The sequence below is a fragment of the Pseudomonas agarici genome (assembly GCF_900109755.1).
Lineage (GTDB): Bacteria > Pseudomonadota > Gammaproteobacteria > Pseudomonadales > Pseudomonadaceae > Aquipseudomonas > Aquipseudomonas agarici.
Genome location: NZ_FOAR01000027.1, coordinates 49620 through 69958 on the forward strand (window position 1 = coordinate 49620; position 20339 = coordinate 69958).

The 20339-nt window shown below is 58.9% G+C and carries 20 protein-coding genes; 14 read left to right on the plus strand and 6 right to left on the minus strand.

All coding sequences use genetic code 11. The features are described from left to right. Positions 1-6 precede the first annotated feature (6 nt). From BMX68_RS20880 to BMX68_RS20900, 5 genes are all read left to right on the plus strand, one after another. A complete protein-coding gene (locus BMX68_RS20880) occupies positions 7-1293 on the plus strand; it encodes an ABC transporter substrate-binding protein (protein ID WP_026013134.1) in 1287 nt (428 codons plus the stop codon). Between the two features lie 146 nt (positions 1294-1439). Next, positions 1440-2348, plus strand: a complete 909-nt coding sequence (locus BMX68_RS20885; protein WP_060782687.1) for a carbohydrate ABC transporter permease — start codon at positions 1440-1442, stop codon at positions 2346-2348. After that, positions 2341-3186, plus strand: coding sequence for a carbohydrate ABC transporter permease (locus BMX68_RS20890; RefSeq protein ID WP_060782686.1), 846 nt, complete (start codon positions 2341-2343; stop codon positions 3184-3186). Before BMX68_RS20885 ends, BMX68_RS20890 begins: the two co-directional genes overlap by 8 nt. 2 nt (positions 3187-3188) lie before the next feature. Continuing rightward, positions 3189-4349, plus strand: a complete 1161-nt coding sequence (locus BMX68_RS20895) for an ABC transporter ATP-binding protein (RefSeq protein ID WP_017131633.1) — start codon at positions 3189-3191, stop codon at positions 4347-4349. 89 nt (positions 4350-4438) lie between these two features. Further along, positions 4439-5788 carry a carbohydrate porin gene (locus BMX68_RS20900; protein WP_017131632.1) on the plus strand — a complete coding sequence of 450 codons (1350 nt, stop codon included), beginning with the start codon at positions 4439-4441 and terminating at the stop codon, positions 5786-5788. Positions 5789-5868: 80 nt separating this feature from the next. On the opposite strand, the gene BMX68_RS20905 is transcribed toward BMX68_RS20900, so the two are convergent. Next, positions 5869-6729 carry a MurR/RpiR family transcriptional regulator gene (locus BMX68_RS20905; RefSeq protein WP_176987122.1) on the minus strand — a complete coding sequence of 287 codons (861 nt, stop codon included), beginning with the start codon at positions 6727-6729 and terminating at the stop codon, positions 5869-5871. Positions 6730-6939: 210 nt separating this feature from the next. On the opposite strand from BMX68_RS20905, the gene zwf reads away from it, so the two are divergent. From zwf to BMX68_RS20920, 3 genes are read left to right on the plus strand one after another with little or no spacing between them, the layout of a single operon-like run. Then, on the plus strand, positions 6940-8409 hold the full coding sequence (gene zwf, locus BMX68_RS20910) for a glucose-6-phosphate dehydrogenase (protein ID WP_017131630.1): 1470 nt from the start codon (positions 6940-6942) through the stop codon (positions 8407-8409). After that, positions 8396-9109, plus strand: a complete 714-nt coding sequence (pgl, locus tag BMX68_RS20915; RefSeq protein ID WP_017131629.1) for a 6-phosphogluconolactonase — start codon at positions 8396-8398, stop codon at positions 9107-9109. The genes zwf and pgl overlap by 14 nt, the downstream gene beginning before the upstream one ends. A 17-nt stretch (positions 9110-9126) precedes the next feature. Further along, positions 9127-9792 (plus strand): bifunctional 4-hydroxy-2-oxoglutarate aldolase/2-dehydro-3-deoxy-phosphogluconate aldolase, encoded by a 666-nt coding sequence (locus BMX68_RS20920; protein WP_060782682.1) that lies wholly within the window; start codon positions 9127-9129, stop codon positions 9790-9792. Positions 9793-9878: 86 nt separating this feature from the next. On the opposite strand, the gene BMX68_RS20925 is transcribed toward BMX68_RS20920, so the two are convergent. Beyond that, positions 9879-11063, minus strand: a complete 1185-nt coding sequence (locus BMX68_RS20925) for an aminotransferase class V-fold PLP-dependent enzyme (RefSeq protein WP_017131627.1) — start codon at positions 11061-11063, stop codon at positions 9879-9881. 16 nt (positions 11064-11079) lie between these two features. After that, complete coding sequence (locus BMX68_RS20930; RefSeq protein ID WP_017131626.1) at positions 11080-11316, minus strand: DUF3820 family protein; 237 nt, start codon at positions 11314-11316, stop codon at positions 11080-11082. 200 nt (positions 11317-11516) lie between these two features. On the opposite strand from BMX68_RS20930, the gene BMX68_RS20935 reads away from it, so the two are divergent. Continuing rightward, complete coding sequence (locus BMX68_RS20935; protein ID WP_017131625.1) at positions 11517-11981, plus strand: ferritin-like domain-containing protein; 465 nt, start codon at positions 11517-11519, stop codon at positions 11979-11981. 59 nt (positions 11982-12040) lie between these two features. Here the strand turns inward: BMX68_RS20935 and BMX68_RS20940 are convergent, their stop codons facing one another. Together BMX68_RS20940 and BMX68_RS20945 are read right to left on the minus strand one after the other, a co-directional pair. Beyond that, positions 12041-12511, minus strand: a complete 471-nt coding sequence (locus BMX68_RS20940) for a MaoC family dehydratase (protein ID WP_017131624.1) — start codon at positions 12509-12511, stop codon at positions 12041-12043. A 60-nt stretch (positions 12512-12571) separates the two neighbouring features. Then, a complete protein-coding gene (locus BMX68_RS20945; protein ID WP_017131623.1) occupies positions 12572-13516 on the minus strand; it encodes an alpha/beta hydrolase in 945 nt (314 codons plus the stop codon). A 240-nt stretch (positions 13517-13756) separates the two neighbouring features. Here BMX68_RS20945 and fadD2 point away from each other — a divergent pair, with 240 nt between their 5' ends. Both fadD2 and fadD1 read left to right on the plus strand, forming a co-directional pair. Next, positions 13757-15445: a long-chain-fatty-acid--CoA ligase FadD2 gene (gene fadD2 / locus BMX68_RS20950; protein ID WP_017131622.1), complete on the plus strand. Its 1689-nt coding sequence runs from the start codon at positions 13757-13759 to the stop codon at positions 15443-15445. A gap of 375 nt (positions 15446-15820) precedes the next feature. Further along, positions 15821-17518: a long-chain-fatty-acid--CoA ligase FadD1 gene (gene fadD1, locus BMX68_RS20955; protein ID WP_017131621.1), complete on the plus strand. Its 1698-nt coding sequence runs from the start codon at positions 15821-15823 to the stop codon at positions 17516-17518. Positions 17519-17741: 223 nt separating this feature from the next. Here fadD1 and BMX68_RS20960 read toward each other — a convergent pair whose 3' ends face one another. Beyond that, positions 17742-18119, minus strand: coding sequence for a hypothetical protein (locus tag BMX68_RS20960; RefSeq protein ID WP_017131620.1), 378 nt, complete (start codon positions 18117-18119; stop codon positions 17742-17744). Between the two features lie 361 nt (positions 18120-18480). On the opposite strand from BMX68_RS20960, the gene BMX68_RS20965 reads away from it, so the two are divergent. The 3 genes from BMX68_RS20965 (at position 18481) to def (ending at position 20327) form a co-directional block, all read left to right on the plus strand. Beyond that, on the plus strand, positions 18481-18669 hold the full coding sequence (locus BMX68_RS20965) for a CsbD family protein (RefSeq protein WP_017131619.1): 189 nt from the start codon (positions 18481-18483) through the stop codon (positions 18667-18669). Between the two features lie 174 nt (positions 18670-18843). Beyond that, on the plus strand, positions 18844-19794 hold the full coding sequence (locus BMX68_RS20970; RefSeq protein WP_017131618.1) for a YihY/virulence factor BrkB family protein: 951 nt from the start codon (positions 18844-18846) through the stop codon (positions 19792-19794). Beyond that, positions 19791-20327 (plus strand): peptide deformylase, encoded by a 537-nt coding sequence (gene def, locus BMX68_RS20975; RefSeq protein WP_017131617.1) that lies wholly within the window; start codon positions 19791-19793, stop codon positions 20325-20327. Before BMX68_RS20970 ends, def begins: the two co-directional genes overlap by 4 nt. Positions 20328-20339 lie beyond the last annotated feature (12 nt).

A 20339-nucleotide genomic window follows, 5' to 3' on the forward strand; every position in this document is an offset into this window, starting at 1 on the left:
ACTCAGATGAATTCGATTTCTCGCCTCGCCGCAGTGATTTCTTTCGCTTCGTTGTTCCCCCTCGGCGCACAGGCCGCGGACTCGAAAGGGACCGTAGAAGTGGTTCACTGGTGGACCTCCGGTGGTGAAAAAGCGGCTGTCGATGTTCTCAAGGCTCAGATTGAAAAAGATGGCTTCACCTGGAAGGACGGCGCTGTCGCTGGCGGCGGCGGTGCCACGGCCATGACCGTGCTGAAAAGTCGCGCGGTTGCCGGCAACCCGCCAGGCGTTGCGCAGATCAAGGGGCCGGACATCCAGGAGTGGGCGTCTACCGGTCTGCTCGACACTGATGTCCTGAAGGGCGTTGCCAAAGACGAGAAGTGGGACAGCCTGCTCGACAAGAAAATCTCCGATACCGTGAAATACGACGGTGACTACGTGGCCGTGCCGGTGAACATTCACCGCGTCAACTGGCTCTGGATCAACCCTGAAGTCTTCAAGAAAGCCGGAATCGAAAAACCGCCGACCACCCTCCAGGAATTCTACGCTGCCGGTGACCAGCTCAAGGCTGCGGGCTTCATCCCGCTCGCCCACGGCGGTCAGCCTTGGCAGGACAGCACTGTTTTCGAGGCCGTGGTGCTCTCGGTCATGGGGGTCGATGGCTACAAAAAAGCCCTGGTCGATCTGGACAATGCCACCCTGACCGGTCCTGAAATGGTCAAGGCACTGACCGAGCTGAAGAAAGTCGCGACCTACATGGACGTCGACGGCAAAGGCCAGGACTGGAACCTGGAAGCGGCCAAGGTCATCAACGGCAAGGCCGGCATGCAGATCATGGGCGACTGGGCCAAGAGCGAGTGGACCGCGGCGAAGAAAATCGCTGGCAAGGACTACCAATGCGTAGCCTTTCCAGGCACCGACAAAGCCTTCACCTACAACATCGACTCCCTCGCGGTGTTCAAGCAGAAAGACAAGGGCACCGCAGCCGGTCAGCAAGACATTGCCAAGGTCGTCCTGGGTGAAAACTTCCAGAAAGTCTTCAGCATCAACAAGGGCTCGATTCCGGTGCGCAACGACATGCTAAGCGATATGGGCAAATACGGTTTCGACTCCTGTGCCCAGACCGCCGCCAAGGATTTCCTGGCGGATGCCAAGACCGGCGGCCTGCAACCGAGCATGGCGCACAACATGGCGACCACGCTGGCGGTACAAGGGGCGTTCTTTGACGTAGTGACCAACTACATCAACGACCCGAAAGCCGATCCTGCCGACGCCGCGAAGAAACTCGGCGCGGCGATCAAGTCTGCCAAGTAGCCTTCAGCACCGACCGCTCGGTAGGAGCTGGTCTGCCGGTGATAGCGAAATATCAGTAGCCGAGGCCCACTGACAGCGCAATCGCCAGCAAGCCAGCCCCTGCACAATATCTGCATGCGCTCCTTTTCCCTGTACTGGATTTTCCCATGAGTTCTGTTGCTGTGTTCAGCAAAGCCTCGCCGTTCGATGCACTGCAGCGCTGGCTACCCAAACTGGTGCTGGCGCCCAGCATGTTCATCGTCTTGGTAGGCTTCTACGGCTACATCCTGTGGACGTTCGTCCTGTCGTTCACTAACTCGACTTTCCTGCCGAGCTACAAATGGGTGGGCCTGGCGCAATACGCACGGTTGTTCGACAACGACCGCTGGTGGGTGGCGAGCAAGAACCTGGCGCTCTTCGGTGGCTTGTTCATTGGCATCACCTTGGCGATCGGGGTGTTGCTGGCCGTGTTCCTCGACCAGCGCATCCGCCGCGAAGGTTTTATCCGCACTATTTACCTATATCCGATGGCGCTCTCGATGATTGTCACCGGTACCGCCTGGAAATGGCTGCTCAACCCTGGCATGGGCCTGGACAAATTGCTGCGTGATTGGGGCTGGGAAGGCTTTCGCCTGGACTGGCTGATCGATCCCGATCGCGTGGTGTATTGCCTGGTGATTGCCGCGGTGTGGCAAGCCTCGGGTTTTATCATGGCGATGTTCCTCGCCGGCCTGCGCGGTGTCGACCAATCGATTATCCGTGCCGCCCAGATCGATGGCGCGAGCCTGCCCAGGATCTACTGGAAGGTGGTGCTGCCCAGCTTGCGTCCGGTGTTCTTCAGTGCGGTGATGATCCTGGCGCACATCGCGATCAAGAGCTTCGACCTGGTGGCGGCGATGACCGCCGGCGGTCCGGGTTACTCCTCCGACCTGCCGGCCATGTTCATGTACTCCTTCACCTTCAGTCGCGGCCAGATGGGCATGGGCTCGGCCAGTGCGATTCTGATGCTCGGCGCGATTCTCGCGATCATCGTGCCTTACCTGTACTCCGAGCTGAGGACCCAGCGTCATGACTAGTTTCGCCGCCAAACCTGTCATCAGCCTGAGTCGCATCGCGATCTACGCGGTGTTGATTCTCGCCGTGGTGCTGTACCTGGTGCCGCTGGTGGTCATGCTACTGACCAGCTTCAAGTCACCGGAAGACATCAGTACTGGCAACTTGCTGAGCTGGCCGACAGTGATCACCGACATCGGCTGGATCAAAGCCTGGGCCACGGTCAACGGTTACTTCTGGAATTCGATCAAGATCACCGTTCCGGCGGTGCTGATCTCCACCGCCATTGGTGCGTTGAACGGCTATGTGTTGTCGATGTGGCGTTTTCGCGGCTCACAGCTGTTCTTCGGACTGTTGCTGTTCGGTTGCTTCCTGCCGTTCCAGACCGTGCTGCTGCCGGCCTCCTTCACCCTCGGCAAGATGGGGCTGGCCAGCAGCACTAGCGGCCTGGTGTTGGTCCACGTGGTCTACGGCCTGGCGTTTACCACGCTGTTCTTCCGTAATTATTACGTGAGCATTCCCGATGCATTGGTGAAAGCGGCGCGCCTCGATGGTGCGGGTTTCTTCACCATCTTCCGGCGGATCATCCTGCCGATGTCGACCCCCATCATCATGGTCTGCCTGATCTGGCAGTTCACCCAGATCTGGAACGACTTCCTATTCGGTGTGGTGTTCTCCAGCGGCGATTCGCAGCCTATCACGGTGGCGCTGAACAACCTGGTCAACACCAGTACCGGGGTCAAGGAATACAACGTGGATATGGCCGCGGCGATGATCGCCGGGCTGCCGACCCTGCTGGTCTATGTGGTCGCAGGCAAGTATTTCGTGCGTGGGCTGACAGCCGGCGCGGTCAAGGGGTAATCATGGCAACGCTCGAACTTCGCAATGTAAACAAGACCTACGGCGTCGGCCTGCCGGACACCTTGAAGAACATCGAACTGTCGATCAAGGACGGTGAGTTCCTGATTCTGGTAGGGCCTTCGGGGTGTGGCAAGTCGACGCTGATGAACTGCATCGCGGGTCTGGAAAACATCACCGCCGGCGCGATCATGATCGACGACCAGGACGTCAGCGGTATGAGCCCGAAGGATCGTGACATCGCCATGGTGTTCCAGTCCTATGCGCTGTACCCGACCATGAGCGTGCGCGAGAATATCGAGTTCGGTCTGAAAATTCGCAAGATGAGCCGGTCGGCCATCGACGAGGAAGTCGCCCGGGTCGCCAAGCTGTTGCAGATCGAGCACTTGCTCAATCGCAAGCCGGGCCAACTGTCCGGTGGTCAGCAACAGCGCGTGGCCATGGGCCGGGCGCTGGCTCGCCGACCGAAGATCTATCTGTTCGACGAGCCGCTGTCCAACCTCGACGCCAAGCTGCGGGTCGAGATGCGTACCGAAATAAAGCTGATGCACCAGCGTTTGAAGACCACCACCGTCTACGTCACCCATGACCAGATCGAGGCGATGACCTTGGGCGACAAAGTGGCAGTCATGAAGGATGGCATCATCCAGCAGTTCGGTACCCCGAAACAGATCTATAACGATCCGGCCAACCTGTTCGTCGCCAGCTTCATCGGCTCACCGCCGATGAACTTTATCCCGCTGCGCCTGCAACGCAAGGACGGTCGTCTGCACGCGCTGCTTGATAGCGGTCAGGCACGTTGCGCGTTGTCGATGAACATGAGCGACGCCAGCCTCGAAGGCCGCGAGGTGATTCTGGGCGTTCGCCCAGAGCAGATCTTGCTGGCGTCCGGCGAGGCTGCGGGCATGCCGAGCATCCGTGCCGAGGTGCAGGTCACCGAGCCGACCGGCCCTGACACGCTGGTCTTCGTTACCCTCAATGACAGTAAGGTCTGCTGCCGCCTGGCGCCGGATGTGGCGCCGCAGGTAGGTGAAACTCTGACACTGCAATTCGATCCGGCCAAGGTGTTGCTGTTCGATGCCAAGACCGGTGAACGCCTGGGCCGGGTGGGCAAGCCCGAAGCCCAGGCGCATAGCGACAACGTGGCGCAGTTCAAGGGCCGCTGAGTTAGCGGCGGGTGGTTCGCCACCCGTCGCGATTGATGTGAACCACGTTCAATAAAATCTGTTAATAAAAATAAGACGAGGATGCAGGGATGAAAAAGAAGAACACCAATACTCCATTGATCTGCCGGTTGTCTGCGGTGGCGGCGTTAACCCTGGCTGGGAGTGCGCATGCGGCCGATGCTTTCAGCTCAAGTTCGAAGTGGATGACCGGTGATTGGGGGGGTGAGCGGACCCAATTGATCGAACGGGGTATCGATATTCAGTCTGACTACGTGGGTGAAGTCGCCGGCAATCTCGGCGGCGGCTACAACAACGACAAGACGGCGCGTTACAGCGACCAGTTCGGCCTGGGCGTCAAACTGGACCTGCAAAAGCTGTGGGGTTGGGATAACACTCAGGCCAAGATTCAGCTCACCAACCGCAACGGCGAGAGCATCTCCAATGACCGTGTCGGCGACCCGCGTGCCGGCACCCTGAGCTCCTCGCAGGAAGTCTACGGTCGTGGGCATATGGTCCGGCTGACTCAATTGTGGATCCAGCACCAGTTCCTCGACGGCAAACTGGACGTCAAAGCCGGTTACTTCGGTGAAGGTGAAGACTTCAACACGTTCCTTTGCGACTTCCAGAACCTGGCCTTCTGCGGCTCCCAAGTGGGTAACTGGGCGACTGGCATCTGGTACAACTGGCCGGTCAGCCAGGCGGCATTGCGTGTGAAGTACCACATCACCCCCGAACTCTATGCGCAGATCGGTGCGTACAACCAGAACCCATCGCAACTGGAGCACGGTAACGGCTTCAAGCTCAGCGGCAGTGGAACCAAGGGCACCGTCTTGCCAGTCGAACTGGTTTGGTCGCCGAAGGTCAACAGCCTGCCCGGCGAATACCGCGTGGGTTACTACAAAAGCACCTCCGACGCCGCCGACGTGCGCGAGGACGACAACGGCCAGGACGCCGCCACCAGCGGTAACGGTTTTCGCGTTCACAACAGCAAGCACGGCTACTGGTTCGTTGGCCAGCAGCAACTCACCACCCACAACGGCGATGCTTCCCGAGGTCTGAACGTTGCGGCCAACGCTACGTTCCACGACAAGGACACCAACGTCATCGACAACTACCAATCGCTGATGTTCGTGTACAAAGGCCCATTCGATGCGCGCCCGAAGGATGATATCGGTATTGGCGTCGCCCGCATCCATATCAACGATGACGTGAAGAAAAACGCCGAGCTGGCCAACGCCGCCATAGGTGTCAGCGATTACAACAACCCGTTGTACTCGCCACTGCGCGACACCGAGCACAACTATGAGCTGAACTACGGTATCCACGTTACCAATTGGCTGACGGTACGTCCCAACCTGCAATACATCACTCACCCAGGGGGCGTGAACAAAGTGGATGACGCCGTGGTCGCTGGCCTGAAAATTCAATCGGTCTTCTAAGCCTCGACTGATAAGCTCTCTCTTTATGCGCGTCTTGCGGATGGCTCTCCTGGCCATCCGCTTTTTTTTCGGGTCAGGGGTCAGTCGAACTCGTCACCCACGGGGTAACGGCTGGCATTGAGGCTTTCCTTGATCTTGCGCAGGTGCGGCTGGAAGTCCACGCCTCGGCGTAGGGTCATGCCGGTGGCCAGTACATCGAGCACCGTCAACTGGACAATCCGTGAGGTCATCGGCATGTAGATGTCGGTGTCTTCGGGCAACGGAATGTTCAGGCTCAGGGTGCTGGCCTTGGCCAGTGGCGAACCGGCGGCCGTCAGGCCGAGGACCGAGGCGCCATTCGCTCGGGCGATGCGCGCCACCTCCACCAGTTCCCGCGTGCGTCCAGTGTAGGAAATGATCACGAACAGTTCGCCGGTATGGGCGACCGAGGCGATCATGCGCTGCATCAGCACGTCGACGTGGGCCGTGACCGCCATGTTGAAGCGGAAGAACTTGTGCAGGGCGTCCATGGCCACTGGCGCCGAGGCGCCCAGACCGAAGAAGTGGATCTGCCTGGCCTGGGTCAGCAGATCGACGGCGCGGTTGATCAGGGCTGGATCCAGTACCTGGCAGACGCTGTCCAACGAGGCGATCGCGCTGCCGAAAATCTTCCGGGTATAGGCTTCGGCGTCGTCGTCGGCTTCCACTGCCCGGCTGACATAGGCCGCACCGCTGGCCAGGCTTTGGGCCAATTGCAGCTTGAGTTCCGGGTAGCCGCTGACATCGAACGAACGACAGAAGCGGTTGACCGTCGGTTCGCTCACCGAAGCCGCCTGGGCGAGGGCGGCGATACTGTAGCGGGTCGCCTGCTGTGGGTTGAGCAGGATGACTTCGGCGACTTTACGCTCGGCCTTGTTCAGGTCTTCGAGACGGTTCTGGATCTGTTCCAGCAGATTTCGCACGCGGTCCATGTTGATGTTCCTTGGTTCTGCAATGCCTATAAGAACACGCTTTGGCGGCTCTCGGCGGTGGCCTATCCTACTGATGGCGTCTGTGGACCACCACTCGCAATCGTCAGTTTGATAAAATGTTGTGATTATTACTACATTTTTCCTTGAATGATGCCTCAAAAAAAGGTATTTATCGTTTAACTTGATAAAAGAACAAACATCATGTCTTCGATAACGGTTGAACCTTGCACTTTCGCCTTGTTCGGCGCCCTGGGCGACCTGGCGCTTCGCAAGCTCTTTCCTGCCTTGTACCACCTCGATAGTGCTGACCTGCTGCACGCGGATACGCGGATCCTGGCCCTGGCCCGCGAGCCAGGCAGTGTCGAAGAGCACCTGTCGAGCATCGCCGCCGACTTGCGCGAATTCGTCCAGGCCAAGGAAATCGACGAGGTGGTCGTCGAGCGATTCCTCGCTCGCCTGAGCTACTTGCATGTGGATTTCCTCAAGGCCGACGACTACGTAGCCCTGATGGAAGCGGCCGGAACGGCCGAGCCACTGATTGCCTATTTCGCCACGCCGGCCGCTGTGTATGGCGCGATCTGCGAGAACCTGGCGAAAGTCGGCCTGGCCGAGAACACGCGGGTGGTGCTGGAAAAACCCATCGGCTCGGATCTGGAATCGTCACGCAAGGTCAACGACGCGGTGGCGCGGTTTTTTCCGGAAAACCGTACTTACCGCATCGATCACTACCTGGGCAAGGAGACGGTGCAGAACCTGATTGCCCTGCGTTTCGCCAACAGTCTGTTCGAAACCCAATGGAACCAGAACTACATTTCCCATGTGGAAATCACCGTGGCCGAGAAGGTCGGTATCGAAGGTCGCTGGGGTTATTTCGACAAAGCCGGCCAACTGCGGGATATGATCCAGAATCACCTGCTGCAGTTGCTCTGCCTGATTGCCATGGACCCGCCGGCCGACCTTTCAGCCGACAGCATCCGTGACGAAAAGGTCAAGGTGCTCAAGGCCCTGGCGCCGATCAGCCCGGAAGGCCTGACGACCCAAGTGGTACGCGGTCAGTACATTGCCGGCCACAGCGAAGGCAAGTCCGTGCCCGGCTACCTGGAAGAAGAGAACTCCAACACCCAGAGCGACACCGAGACCTTCGTCGCCTTGCGTGCTGACATTCGCAACTGGCGCTGGGCCGGCGTGCCGTTCTATCTGCGTACCGGCAAGCGCATGCCGCAGAAGCTGTCGCAGATCGTCATCCACTTCAAGGAGCCGTCGCACTATATCTTCGCGCCCGAGCAGCGCCTGCAGATCAGTAACAAGCTGATCATCCGCCTGCAACCGGACGAAGGCATTTCCTTGCGGGTAATGACCAAAGAGCAGGGTCTGGACAAGGGCATGCAATTGCGTAGCGGGCCGCTGCAACTGAATTTCTCCGATACCTATCGCAGTGCGCGGATCCCGGATGCCTACGAACGGCTGTTGCTGGAAGTGATGCGCGGCAACCAGAACCTGTTTGTCCGTAAAGACGAAATCGAAGCCGCGTGGAAGTGGTGCGATCAGTTGATCGCCGGCTGGAAAAAGTCCGGTGATGCGCCCAAACCGTATGCAGCCGGGTCCTGGGGACCGATGAGTTCCATTGCTCTGATTACGCGGGATGGGAGGTCGTGGTATGGCGATATCTGAATTGAAACTACCTCAGGGTGTGACGGGACGCGAATTCAGTACCCCGGCGTTGTTGGCCGAAGGCCAGGCCAAGGAAGTGGCGCAACGGCTGCGTGCGGCGATTGCCGCCCGTGGCGTGGCGAGCTTGGTGGTTTCCGGCGGACGCAGCCCGGTGGCATTTTTCCAGAACCTGGCCAAGCAGGAGCTGGATTGGAGCAAGGTGGTGATCAGCCTCGCCGACGAGCGCTGGGTGCCGGTCGAGCACGCCGACAGCAATGCCGGTCTGCTCAAACGTTACCTGCTGCAAGGCCCGGTGGCCCAGGCCCGATTTATCGGTCTGTACAGCCTCGCGGCCAATTTGGATGAAGCCGCGCAGCAGGCCGATCAGTTCCTCGCCGAGCTGCCGGATATCGACGTGCTGGTACTGGGCATGGGCGATGACGGTCACACCGCTTCATTGTTCCCCAACAGCCCGAACCTGCAGGCCGCCTTGCAGGTGGATGGCAGCCGGCGGGTCTGGCCGATGTTGGCACCGACCGTGCCCCGCCAGCGTCTGACCATGAGTCGGTCCCTGTTGTCCTCGGCGATCTTTACCGTGCTGGCGATTTCCGGCCAGTCGAAATTGACCACCCTGAACGCCGCGTTAGCGGGCGATGAGCTGGCTGTGATGCCGATTCGCGCGTTTCTGAAACCTACATTAGAGATTTACTGGTGCCCATGAGCCAAGGATCAGCTGCTATGAAAAACAATGACTCGACCGTCTCCATGGCAGACAAGGTCGCTCTGATCGACGAACTGTGTACCCAGGCGCGAATCCTGCCGGTTATCACCATCGCTCGCGAGCAGGATGTCCTGCCGCTGGCCGATGCCCTGGCCGCCGGTGGCCTGACCGCCCTGGAAGTGACCTTGCGTTCGCAGTTCGGTCTCAAGGCCATCCGGATCCTGCGTGAACAGCGTCCGGAGCTGGTGACCGGTGCCGGTACCGTCCTCGATTGCCAGATGCTGGAGGCGGCGCAGGCGGCGGGCTCGCAGTTCATCGTCACCCCGGGAATTACCCGCGAGCTGCTGCAAGCCAGCGTCGAGAGCCCGATCCCCTTGTTGCCGGGCATCAGCAACGCCTCGGGGATCATGGAGGCCTATGGTCTGGGCTATCGCCGCTTCAAGCTGTTTCCGGCGGAAGTCTGCGGTGGCGTGGCGGCGATCAAGGCGCTCGGCGGCCCGTTCGGCGAAGTGAAGTTTTGCCCGACCGGCGGCGTCGGCCCAGCTAATATCAGGAGCTACATGGCGCTAAAAAACGTCATGTGCGTGGGCGGTAGTTGGATGCTGGATCCGCAATGGATCAAGAACGGCGACTGGGCCCGCATCCAGGAGTGCACCGCCGAGGCACTAGCCTTGCTGGATTGATCATTACTGAATTCGTTGTGTGTTCTACGGCTTTACGGTGCGCCTAATGGCTGCACCGTTTTTTTATGCCTGGCGAAAAGCCTGGATCAGCCGGTCAACTCGGCCAATGCCCGCACCAGCAAACCCATATCCTGCGCCGAGGTGGTAAATCCCGGGGTGATGCGGATGCACGGTCCGCAGGCCGAGCCGCTACGCACCACCGTGAACAGGTTGTAGTCCTTCAACAGTTGATCGACCATCACCTGCTGATCTGCCTGGCGAGTAAAGCGCATCGAGGTGATTGCGCTGTACAGGCGTGGGTCATCCGATGTCATCACCTCGACACCTGGCATCTTGCGCGCTTCGCCGACCCACAAATCGCGCAGGTAACTCAGGCGTGCGCCCTTGGCAGCCGCGCCGCCGATTTCCCGATGTTCGGCGAACACCGTGGGCAGGGTCATCAACGCCGGAACGTTCGGTGTACTGTTGGGGGTGCGCGAGCGGATATCCGTGACCGGGTAATGCATTTCGCCCATGTCCGGATCAATATCGGCCAAACGCTCGGGATCGATATAGATCACCCCTAGGCTCAACGGTGCGCCGATCCACTTCTGCAGGTTGAAGCCTGCAAAGGCCACGCCCATCTGCGCCAGGTCGAACTCGATCTGCCCCAGTGCATGGGCTCCATCAAGGATCACATCGATCCCGTACTCCTGGCTCGCCTCGGTAATCTCCCGCACCGGCATCACCAGGCCGGTACGGTGGGTGACATGGGTCAGCGCCATCAGTTTTAGGCGCGGATAGCGTGCGAACGCCTCGCGGTAGGTCGCCAGCAACGATTCGAAGCTCGCCGGGTGGACGTGTTCCAGGCGAATCAACTGCACGCCGCGATGGCGTTCGAGCCAGTTCAGCGCGCCCTTTACCGTGTCGTATTCCAAGTCGCTGTACAGCACCTGGTCGCCCGGTTGCAGGCGGTTATAGTTGCGGATCAGCGATTGTAAGGCGTCGGTGGCGCAGCGGGTGAAGGCGACCGCCTCGTCGCTGACACCTATCAGTTCGGCCAACTCGGTGCGAATCGCCACGCTGACGACTTTCTCGAAATGCTGGCGGACATACACTGAATTGCTGCGGTTGATGAACTCGATATTGTGCTGGTAGTCCTCGATCACCCGGCGGCTCATGCGACCGAAGTAACCGTTTTCCAGATTGAGCGGTCCGGGTTCGACGTCGTAGCGCTGGGCCACGGCTTGCCAGAAGTTGTCGTTGCGGGCGTTATCTTCGTTCCTTGGCATGGTGGGGCTCGTCGGGTCAGGGGCGGGGTTTGGGTTTGCCGTGCTGGGCGCGCAGGGGATCGAGCAGGTCGCTGAGGCCGTTGTGGTCGATCTCCTGCATCAACGCCAGCAGGCCGCCGAGTTCACCGTGGGGAAAGCCTTCGCGGGCGAACCAGTTCAGGTACGGGCCGGGCAGGTCGGCGATGATCAGCCCCTTGTACTTGCCAAAGGGCATTTCGCGGGTGATCAGTAGTTCGAGCTTTTCGAGATTCATTGGGGCCTCAGGTGTTCAAACCACTGGAAAAATACAGGCATTCTGCACGCAGGCCAATTGACAGATCATGCAAATAACAGGGGTACAGATTTTTCGATTATTTATAAGTGACTAAAAATACACATGAAAATCATGAGTTGAAGGCTGGCATGGTGACTGCAACGGTCTGATTAACTTCCACCACCAGAAGGAATTGAGTCATGACCAACTCGAACAAAGAAGCCATTTCGGTGCTCAATCATCTGATTGAAGTCAGCAAGGATGGCCAGGAAGGCTTCAAGACATGCGCCGAAGATATCAAGAGCCCCGAGCTCAAGGCGCTGTTCGTGCAGCTTTCGGGCGAGTGCGAGGCGGCGGCCGTGGAATTGCAGACCGAGGTGCGCAAGCTCGGCGGCGATCCGCAAACCTCCACCAGCGTCGCCGGTAGCCTGCACCGTCGTTGGGTGGACGTGAAGTCGTTGTTTACCGGCAAGGGCGAAGAAGCGGTGCTCAACGAGGCCGAACGCGGCGAGGACCATGCCAAGAAGGCTTATCAGGAGGCGCTGGAAAAGCTCGCCAAGCACAACCTGTTGGGCCTGCATGATCTGGTGAATCGTCAATACCAGAGCGTGCTGCGTAACCATGACCAGGTCAAGGTGCTGCGTAATATCGCTCGCGCCAGCTAAGACCTGAAGCTGTTGGAAAACGCCGGTTTATCCGGCGTTTTCTATGCGCGATCGACCATTCAGCCAATGGTGATGGGCGGCGGACTGGTCAGGGTCACGGTCTGCTGCTTACGCGGGGCGAGGATTTGCGCCTCGCCGTCGACCACCAGCTCATCGCGCTGGTTGAACACGCGGGTGGCGATACGCACACGAAACTTCGGTAGCTTCTCGAGGACCTCCAAGCGCACGGTCAGGGTGTCGCCAATCTTCACCGGCTTCTGGAAGTTCATTTGCTGGCCCAGGTAGATGGTGCCCGGTCCAGGCAGCTCGCAAGCCACCGCCGCGCTGATCAGCGCTCCGCTGAACATGCCATGGGCAATGCGTTCTTTGAACATGCTGGCGGCAGCGAATTCGGCATCCAAGTGCACCGGGTTGTGATCACCGGACATGGCGGCGAACAGCTGGATATCGCGTTCTTCCACGGTCTTGCTGTAGCTGGCGGTCTGGCCGACTTCGAGGGCCTCGTAAGGCGTATTGGTCACCTGGGTCATCTGATACTTGTCCTGTGAAGATTTAGTTAAAATCAACTCATTGATTTTAAACAAGAATAGCTATTCTGATCGTGCGGGTCGACGGTGTGCCAGGGTCTGCTGCAGCCATTGCAGCACATCGGCGGTCACTTCGTCGCGATTGGTTTCATTGAAAAGTTCATGCCGCGCCTGTGGGTAGACGCTCAATTGCAGGTTTTGGCTACCGGCTTGGCGCAAGGCATCGGCGAGATTCTGGAGGCGCTTGCCGTTACTGACGGGGTCGCGCTCACCGCCCATCACCAGTAGCGGCAGACCCGGGTCGATCTGCGTCAGATTCCGGGCCTTGCTGATCTGTTGCAGGCCGCCCAGCAGATCGATCCACAACTGATTGGTGCAACGGAAACCGCAGAGCGGGTCGTTGAGGTATTTGTCGACTTCCTCGGGGTCGCGGCTCAACCAGTCAAATGCCGTGCGGGTGGGTTTGAAGGCCTTATTGAACGAACCGAACGACAGCCAGTCGAGCAGCGCGCTACGGCCCCCGGCGCCCTGGCGCCAGCGTTCGCAGCGGGCAATCGTGGCGGCGGCGCGGTAGAGCGTCACGGGCTGGCAGTTCGAGCCGCTGAGGATTGCCCCTTGCAGGCTGGCGCTGTGATGCAGCAGATAGGCCTGGGCGATGTAGCTACCCATGCTGTGGCCGAGCAGGATGACCGGCAGGCCCGGATGCTGTTCGCCGATACGCTGATTGACGCTCGCCAGGTCGCTGACCACGGCGCACCAGCCATCCCGGTCGGCGAAATACCCGAGCACGCCGTGTTCGGCGGTCTTGCCGTGCCCGCGCTGATCATGGGCGTAGAGTCCGTAGCCCGCCTCGCACAGCGCCCCCGCCAGACGGGCATATCGCCCACTGTGCTCGGCCATGCCGTGGGACAGCAGGACCAGTGCTCTGGGCTCGCCCTCCGGCAACCAGCGATTGACGTAAAGGCGGCTCTGATCACTCACAGTCAGCCAGAAAGTGTCATGGATCATGGCGATTCCTTTGCTCAAGAAGAGACGGGCCCGGGAAGCATGCGCAGTCGATCCATTGTATAGCGCATCCTCATTGAGCATGCAGGTCATGCTGCGTATTGGCTGCAAGATTGATGATGTTGCTGACTGTGTCCGGCATATTTGCCTGACTCTACATTGCTGTTAACGTCCGCTAAGCGCCGCTTTTTTCGTTTTGCGCGAACGCAGCCCCGCAGAGGCTCAGGTAAGAGGATAAGAACAATGCAAGCTGATTTCTGGAATGACAAGCGCCCAGTCGGTGTGCCTCTGGATATCGACACAGGGGCTTACAAATCGGTGATCGAGGTCTTCGAGCGCTCATGCAAGAAATTCTCCGACCGTCCGGCCTTCAGCAACATGGGCGTGACCCTGACCTACGCCGAACTCGAACGCTACAGCGCGGCCTTTGCCGGTTACCTGCAAGCCAATACAGACCTGCAACCGGGCGACCGGATCGCCGTGCAGTTGCCTAATGTCCTGCATTATCCCATTGCGGTGTTCGGTGCCATGCGTGCCGGGCTGGTGGTGGTCAACACCAATCCGCTGTACACCGTGCGCGAGATGCGCCATCAGTTCGAGGACTCCGGCGCCCGGGCACTGGTGTACCTGAACCTCTTCGGTGCGCGGGTCGAGGAAGTATTGCCCGATACCCGGATCGAGTTCCTGATCGAAGCGAAGATGGGCGACCTGATGTCGCCGGCCAAGGGCTGGCTGACCAATCTGGTGGTCGACAAGGTGAAGAAGCTGGTAGCGCCTTACCAGTTGCCCCAGGCGATCTCCTTCAAGAGCGCCTTGCACCTGGGCCGTGGTCAGAGCATCCAGCCACTCAAGGTCAGCCTCGATGACATTGCGGTGTTGCAATACACCGGTGGCACCACCGGCTTGGCCAAGGGCGCTATGCTCAGCCACGGCAATCTGGTGGCGAACATGCAGCAGGCGCGGGCCTGCCTGTCCCAGCCGGGCCCCGACGGCCATCCGCTACTCAAGGAAGGCCAGGAAGTGATGATCGCGCCGTTGCCGCTTTATCACATCTATGCGTTCACCGCCAATTGCATGTGCATGATGGTCACCGGCAATCATAACGTGCTGATCAGCAACCCACGGGATATCGGCGGTTTTATCAAGGAACTGAAGAAGTGGCGCTTTTCCGCGTTGCTGGGACTCAATACCCTGTTTGTGGCCTTGATGGAGCACCCGGACTTCAAGACCCTGGACTTCTCCTGCCTGAAACTTACCAACTCCGGCGGCACCGCACTGGTCAAGGCCACCGCCGAGCGCTGGGAGAAAGTCACGGGCTGTCGCATCACCGAAGGTTACGGGCTGACCGAGACTTCACCGATTGTCTGCGCCAATCCCTATGGCAACGGGGGGCGGTTGGGCTCGGTCGGTATCCCGGTGCCGGGTACCGCCCTGCGGATCACCGATGACCAGGGGATCGAACAGCCGTTGGGCCAGCCCGGTGAGTTGTGCATCAAGGGGCCCCAGGTGATGAAAGGCTACTGGCGGCAACCGCAAGCGACGGCCGAGGTGCTGGATGCCGAGGGCTGGTTTAAAAGTGGCGATATCGCCGTGATCGACCCGGATGGTTTTGTCCGTATTGTCGATCGCAAGAAGGACATGATCATCATCTCCGGCTTCAATGTATACCCGAATGAAATCGAAGACGTGATAATGGCTCACCCGAAAGTCGCCAACTGCGCGGTGATTGGCGTTGCGGACGAACGTTCGGGTGAGGCGGTGAAGTTGTTCGTGGTCGCGCGGGAAGCGGGGATCAGCGTTGAAGAACTGCGGGCTTACTGCAAGGAAAACTTCACGGGCTACAAAATACCCAAGCATATCGTGCTGCGTGATTCGCTGCCGATGACACCGGTGGGCAAGATTCTGCGGCGGGAGCTGCGCGATAGCGTCTGAGTAGGGGATAGACGGGATATCGAGGCTTCTTCGCGGGTCAACCCGGTTGCGACATTCGAAATAACGATACGGCTACGAACGACGGGGCGGGGCTTGCCCGCGAAGCTTTAAAAGGCCCGAAATACCTGGATAAGAGCGCAAATTAACGAAATTGAATTTTCGCTCTAAAAGTGACCGTTTTCTATCATTTGGTCGCGTTTATGACCGTAGGACCCTTCTTTGGCTCTAGGCGACCCTGGGCAAAGCTGCTACTCTCGGCGCGCTTTGTGACTTCTCGGCGTAAGTTAAAGCCAGATTCACTTCATAAAAAACACAGATAAATAACAATCGCATCAAATGCGGTGCTGAATTCGCGTTGCTGAGGGGTGGGTTTCCATGATCGAAGACTTTTGGAAGGACAAGTATCCAGCTGGGATTGCTGCCAATATCAATCCGGATGAGTACCCGAATGTTCAGACGGTACTGAAACAGTCTTGCCAACGATTCGCCAGCAAGCCAGCCTTTAGCAACCTCGGCAAGACCCTCACCTATGGTGAGTTGTATGAGTTGTCCGGTGCGTTCGCTGCCTACCTGCAACAGCATACGGACCTGCAGCCAGGTGATCGGATTGCCTTGCAGTTACCGAACCTGCTGCAATACCCAATCGCCGTATTCGGTGCCATTCGCGCTGGGCTGATTGTGGTCAACACCAACCCGTTGTATACCGCGCGGGAAATGGAGCACCAGTTCAACGACTCCGGCGCCAAGGCATTGGTGTGTCTGGCGAACATGGCGCACCTGGCCGAAGCGGTAGTGCCCAAGACATCGGTCAAGCACATCATTGTCACTGAAGTTGCCGACCTGTTGCCACCGCTCAAGCGTCTGCTGATCAACAGCGTGGTTAAATATGTGAAGAAACTGGTGCCAGCCTATCAGTTACCCAAGGCCGTCAAGTTCAACGACGTGCTGAGCAAGGGGCGGAGCCTGGCGGTTAACGAAGCCAATCCGGTCGGCAGCGATGTCGCGGTGCTGCAATACACCGGTGGTACCACAGGCGTGGCCAAGGGCGCGATGTTGACCCATCGTAACCTGGTGGCGAATATGTTGCAGTGCAAGGCGCTGATGGGCTCGAACCTCAACGAAGGTTGCGAGATCGTCATCACTCCGTTGCCGCTGTATCACATCTATGCCTTCACCTTTCATTGCATGGCAATGATGCTGATCGGCAATCACAACATTCTGATCAGTAACCCGCGCGACCTGTCGGCAATGGTCAAGGAACTGTCCAAGTGGAAGTTCAGCGCTTTCGTCGGCCTCAACACCTTGTTCGTCGCCCTGTGCAACAACGAGGCGTTCCGCAAGCTGGACTTTTCCGCGCTCAAGCTCACCCTGTCAGGTGGCATGGCGCTGCAACTGGCAGCGGGCGAGTGCTGGCGGGAAGCCACTGGCTGCGCGATCTGTGAAGGTTACGGCATGACCGAAACCAGCCCGGTAGCCACGGTGAACCCGAGCCAGAAGAACCAGGCCGGAACCATTGGCATCCCGGTGCCATCGACCCTGTGCAAGGTGATCAACGAGGAGGGCGTCGAGCAAGCCTTCGGTGAAATCGGCGAGCTGTGCATCAAGGGCCCGCAGGTGATGAAAGGCTACTGGCAGTGCCAGGGCGCCACCGATGAGGTTCTCGACAGCGAGGGCTGGCTGAAGACCGGCGATATCGCCGTTATTGCGCCGGACGGCTACATCCGCATTGTCGATCGCAAGAAGGACATGATCCTGGTGTCCGGTTTCAACGTTTATCCGAACGAGCTGGAAGACGTACTGGCGACCTTGCCGGGTGTGTTGCAATGCGCGGCTATCGGCGTGCCGGACGAGAAGTCGGGTGAGGTGATCAAGATTTTCGTCGTTGCCAAGCCAGGTGTGACTCTGACCAAAGAACAGGTGATGGCGCATATGCGGGCCAGTGTGACGGCCTACAAAATACCCAAATTCGTTGAGTTCCGCGATGCATTGCCGACCACCAACGTCGGCAAGATCTTGCGCCGCGAGTTGCGCGATGAAGTGCTGAAGAAACTGGCGATGAAGAAAACTGCCTGACGCTGCATAAACGACCAAGCCCCGCGACGCGGGGCTTGGTCGTTTATGGCCGGTTGACTGGCGCAGAACCTGTGGCGAGCGGGCTTGGCGGAACGCCGCACCGCCGCGCTCGGTTGCGAAGCGGTGGTAAAGTTCGATCATCGCGCTCTACCCGAGGCGCCGCGATTAATGGTGTCAGGAGCGCTCTACTCGTCCTCAGTGAGCCGTATCGCCTGCCAGCAGATCACTGCTGGAACTGTGCGAACCCCACGCCAGCACCGGCAGGTCGCACGTCCTTGAGGAACGAGTCCTTGTCGGCGCTCAGTTCCAGACTTAGCTGCGGCTTGCGCTTGCCGGCGTTGCGCACCACCAGGCCTTCCATTCGCTCACGCAAGAACGCTGTCGGCACCTTCAGGTGCAGCAGTTCGTCGGTGCTCGGGGTGTGTAACAGTAGGTGCACCCATTCGTATTGGCCGATCGCCAGGCGCGCCAGGGGAATATCGAACCACCAGATATTTCGGTTACGGCTCAACTCCGTGAAGTGGCAGTTGTTCACGCCAAGCACCGCACTGCCCAGCTCCTGGTTTCTACGAGCAATGGCCTGTTTTTTATCGAGTTTCATCACTTTCCTACCGTTATCGACCTTCAGCGCCCTAGTGGCCTGTGTGGTGAGTTCTATGAGTCAATTTCGGCGCCACCGGCCCCTGGCCGGCGTTGCTGTTTCTTGCCATAGCCCGGCTATGACTCGTCACAGCGCCTTGGCCATGGACGCGTGGCATCCGAACTTGAGCTAACGAACTCACCGTACAGGCCACTAGCCTGAATCTGGCGGGTATTCTCGTGGCTCTGCGGGCAAACATAAAGGCAAACCTGTTGTCTGTGATGAACAACCGGTCGAAAATAATTGAAACTCCACGCAAAACCCTCGGGTCAATCCTGATGTCGGGACACTGACGACCCGCATTTACTGATGGAGAACGACCATGAGCGATACTGGTGATAAGATCAAAGGCACAGCAAATCAAGCGATTGGTAAGGTCAAGCAAGCCGTCGGCAAAGCCGTCGACGACAACAGTTTGCGCGCCGAAGGCCAGGCCCAGGAAATAAAGGGCGACGCGCAGAAAGCGGTGGGCAAGACCAAGGAGGCGATCAAGAAGGCCGTCGATCAATAGGCCGCGTTCCGCGACACAAGAACGGCCATCCCAGGATGGTCGTTCTTGTGTCGCGGACACACGAGCAAAACAGAGAAATTGTTTAGCACTTGCCAACTACGTTACCGTGAGCGAAAAACTCACCTTTGAGTCGCCTGTCGACTGTCCCCGATGAATGCGGCGAAAGGAGACGCTATGATTTTTCCGGACCTGCGTGGTCTTCCCTTGCACCGTGTGTTGATACGCACGGTTCAGGAGTTCGTCGTCGACGAAATGTCGACCTATGCCTCGGCACTGGCCTACCAGATGCTATTTTCGTTGTTCCCCTTCCTGTTGTTCCTGATTGCCCTGATCGGTTTCCTGCATCTGCCGGACTTCTTCACCTGGCTGCGGCTGCAGTCGGAGCTGGTACTGCCGCCCCAGGCGCTGGACCAGGTCAACCCGGTGATCGACCAGTTGCAGCAATCCAAGGGCGGCTTGCTTTCGGTGGGTATCGTCATCGCCCTGTGGACTGCCTCGGCTGGCGTGCGGCTGATGATGAGCGCGATGAACGCCGCCTACGACGTGGTTGAGGCTCGGCCGATCTGGAAGCGTTTTCCGTTGTCGATCTTCTACACTGTGGGCATCGCCGGCATGTTGCTGGCTGCGGCTGCGCTGATGGTCCTTGGACCGCAGGTGATGAGCTGGCTGGCCGGACAGATCGGCATGGAAGACTTCGTCGTCACCCTCTGGACCATCCTGCGCTGGCCGGTGATCGTGCTGTTGTTGATGTTTGCAGTGGCCCTGATGTACTACGTGATGCCGGACGTGAAGCAAAAATTCGTGTTTATTACCCCAGGCTCCGTACTGGCGGTGGTGGTGTGGATCGTGGCTTCGCTGGGCTTTGGTTATTACGTGAAAACCTTCGCCGATTACAACGCGATGTATGGCAGTATCGGTGCGATCATCGTGCTCCTGCTGTACTTCTATATTTCGGCGGCGGTGCTGCTGTTGGGCGCGGAAATGAATGCGGTGATCGAACACATGTCGTCCGAAGGCAAGAACCCCGGCGAGAAGGACTTCCACGCACACGATGACAAGCTGCCCGTCTGCGGACTGGGGCGCGACCACTCCCTGAAACCGACTACTGACGAAGCCCGATCATGATCCGTGAAATCCTGAAAATGGGCGATGAGCGCCTGCTGCGTGTTGCCCCGCCGGTTCCCTCGGAGATGTTCGACACCCCTGAGCTCTGGCAATTGATCGACGACATGTTTCAGACCATGGAGCATGTCGGCGGGGTCGGCCTGGCCGCGCCACAGATCGGTGTCGACCTGCAACTGGTGATCTTCGGTTTTGAACACAGCGAACGTTATCCGGACGCCGAAGCAGTGCCCCAGACGATCTTGATCAATCCGCTGATTACGCCTCTGGGGCCGGAGTTGGAGGAGGGCTGGGAAGGTTGCCTGTCGGTACCAGGGCTGCGCGGCGCGGTGGATCGTTACACGCACATCCGCTACGAAGGTTTCACGCCCAAGGGCCAGCCGCTGGTGCGGGTCGCCGAGGGTTTTCACGCACGTGTCGTGCAGCACGAATGCGACCACTTGATCGGTCGTTTGTACCCGTCGCGGATCAGCGATTTTCGCAAATTCGGTTTTACCGACGTGCTGTTCCCCGACCTCGATCCTGCCGCCGACTGAGAAAGACGCCGA

Excerpts from the sequence above, each read along its gene's own strand:
- BMX68_RS20925 (WP_017131627.1), bottom strand. The coding sequence starts at position 11,063 with ATGCCAAGGAACGAAGATAACGCCCGCAACGACAACTTCTGGCAAGCC.
- BMX68_RS20960 (WP_017131620.1), bottom strand. The coding sequence starts at position 18,119 with ATGAAACTCGATAAAAAACAGGCCATTGCTCGTAGAAACCAGGAGCTG.
- BMX68_RS20965 (WP_017131619.1), top strand. The coding sequence starts at position 18,481 with ATGAGCGATACTGGTGATAAGATCAAAGGCACAGCAAATCAAGCGATT.
- pgl (WP_017131629.1), top strand. The coding sequence starts at position 8,396 with ATGGCGATATCTGAATTGAAACTACCTCAGGGTGTGACGGGACGCGAA.
- zwf (WP_017131630.1), top strand. The coding sequence starts at position 6,940 with ATGTCTTCGATAACGGTTGAACCTTGCACTTTCGCCTTGTTCGGCGCC.
- fadD1 (WP_017131621.1), top strand. The coding sequence starts at position 15,821 with ATGATCGAAGACTTTTGGAAGGACAAGTATCCAGCTGGGATTGCTGCC.
- BMX68_RS20920 (WP_060782682.1), top strand. The coding sequence starts at position 9,127 with ATGAAAAACAATGACTCGACCGTCTCCATGGCAGACAAGGTCGCTCTG.
- BMX68_RS20930 (WP_017131626.1), bottom strand. The coding sequence starts at position 11,316 with ATGAATCTCGAAAAGCTCGAACTACTGATCACCCGCGAAATGCCCTTT.
- BMX68_RS20895 (WP_017131633.1), top strand. The coding sequence starts at position 3,189 with ATGGCAACGCTCGAACTTCGCAATGTAAACAAGACCTACGGCGTCGGC.
- fadD2 (WP_017131622.1), top strand. The coding sequence starts at position 13,757 with ATGCAAGCTGATTTCTGGAATGACAAGCGCCCAGTCGGTGTGCCTCTG.
- BMX68_RS20940 (WP_017131624.1), bottom strand. The coding sequence starts at position 12,511 with ATGACCCAGGTGACCAATACGCCTTACGAGGCCCTCGAAGTCGGCCAG.
- def (WP_017131617.1), top strand. The coding sequence starts at position 19,791 with ATGATCCGTGAAATCCTGAAAATGGGCGATGAGCGCCTGCTGCGTGTT.
- BMX68_RS20935 (WP_017131625.1), top strand. The coding sequence starts at position 11,517 with ATGACCAACTCGAACAAAGAAGCCATTTCGGTGCTCAATCATCTGATT.
- BMX68_RS20880 (WP_026013134.1), top strand. The coding sequence starts at position 7 with ATGAATTCGATTTCTCGCCTCGCCGCAGTGATTTCTTTCGCTTCGTTG.
- BMX68_RS20970 (WP_017131618.1), top strand. The coding sequence starts at position 18,844 with ATGATTTTTCCGGACCTGCGTGGTCTTCCCTTGCACCGTGTGTTGATA.
- BMX68_RS20885 (WP_060782687.1), top strand. The coding sequence starts at position 1,440 with ATGAGTTCTGTTGCTGTGTTCAGCAAAGCCTCGCCGTTCGATGCACTG.
- BMX68_RS20890 (WP_060782686.1), top strand. The coding sequence starts at position 2,341 with ATGACTAGTTTCGCCGCCAAACCTGTCATCAGCCTGAGTCGCATCGCG.
- BMX68_RS20945 (WP_017131623.1), bottom strand. The coding sequence starts at position 13,516 with ATGATCCATGACACTTTCTGGCTGACTGTGAGTGATCAGAGCCGCCTT.
- BMX68_RS20900 (WP_017131632.1), top strand. The coding sequence starts at position 4,439 with ATGAAAAAGAAGAACACCAATACTCCATTGATCTGCCGGTTGTCTGCG.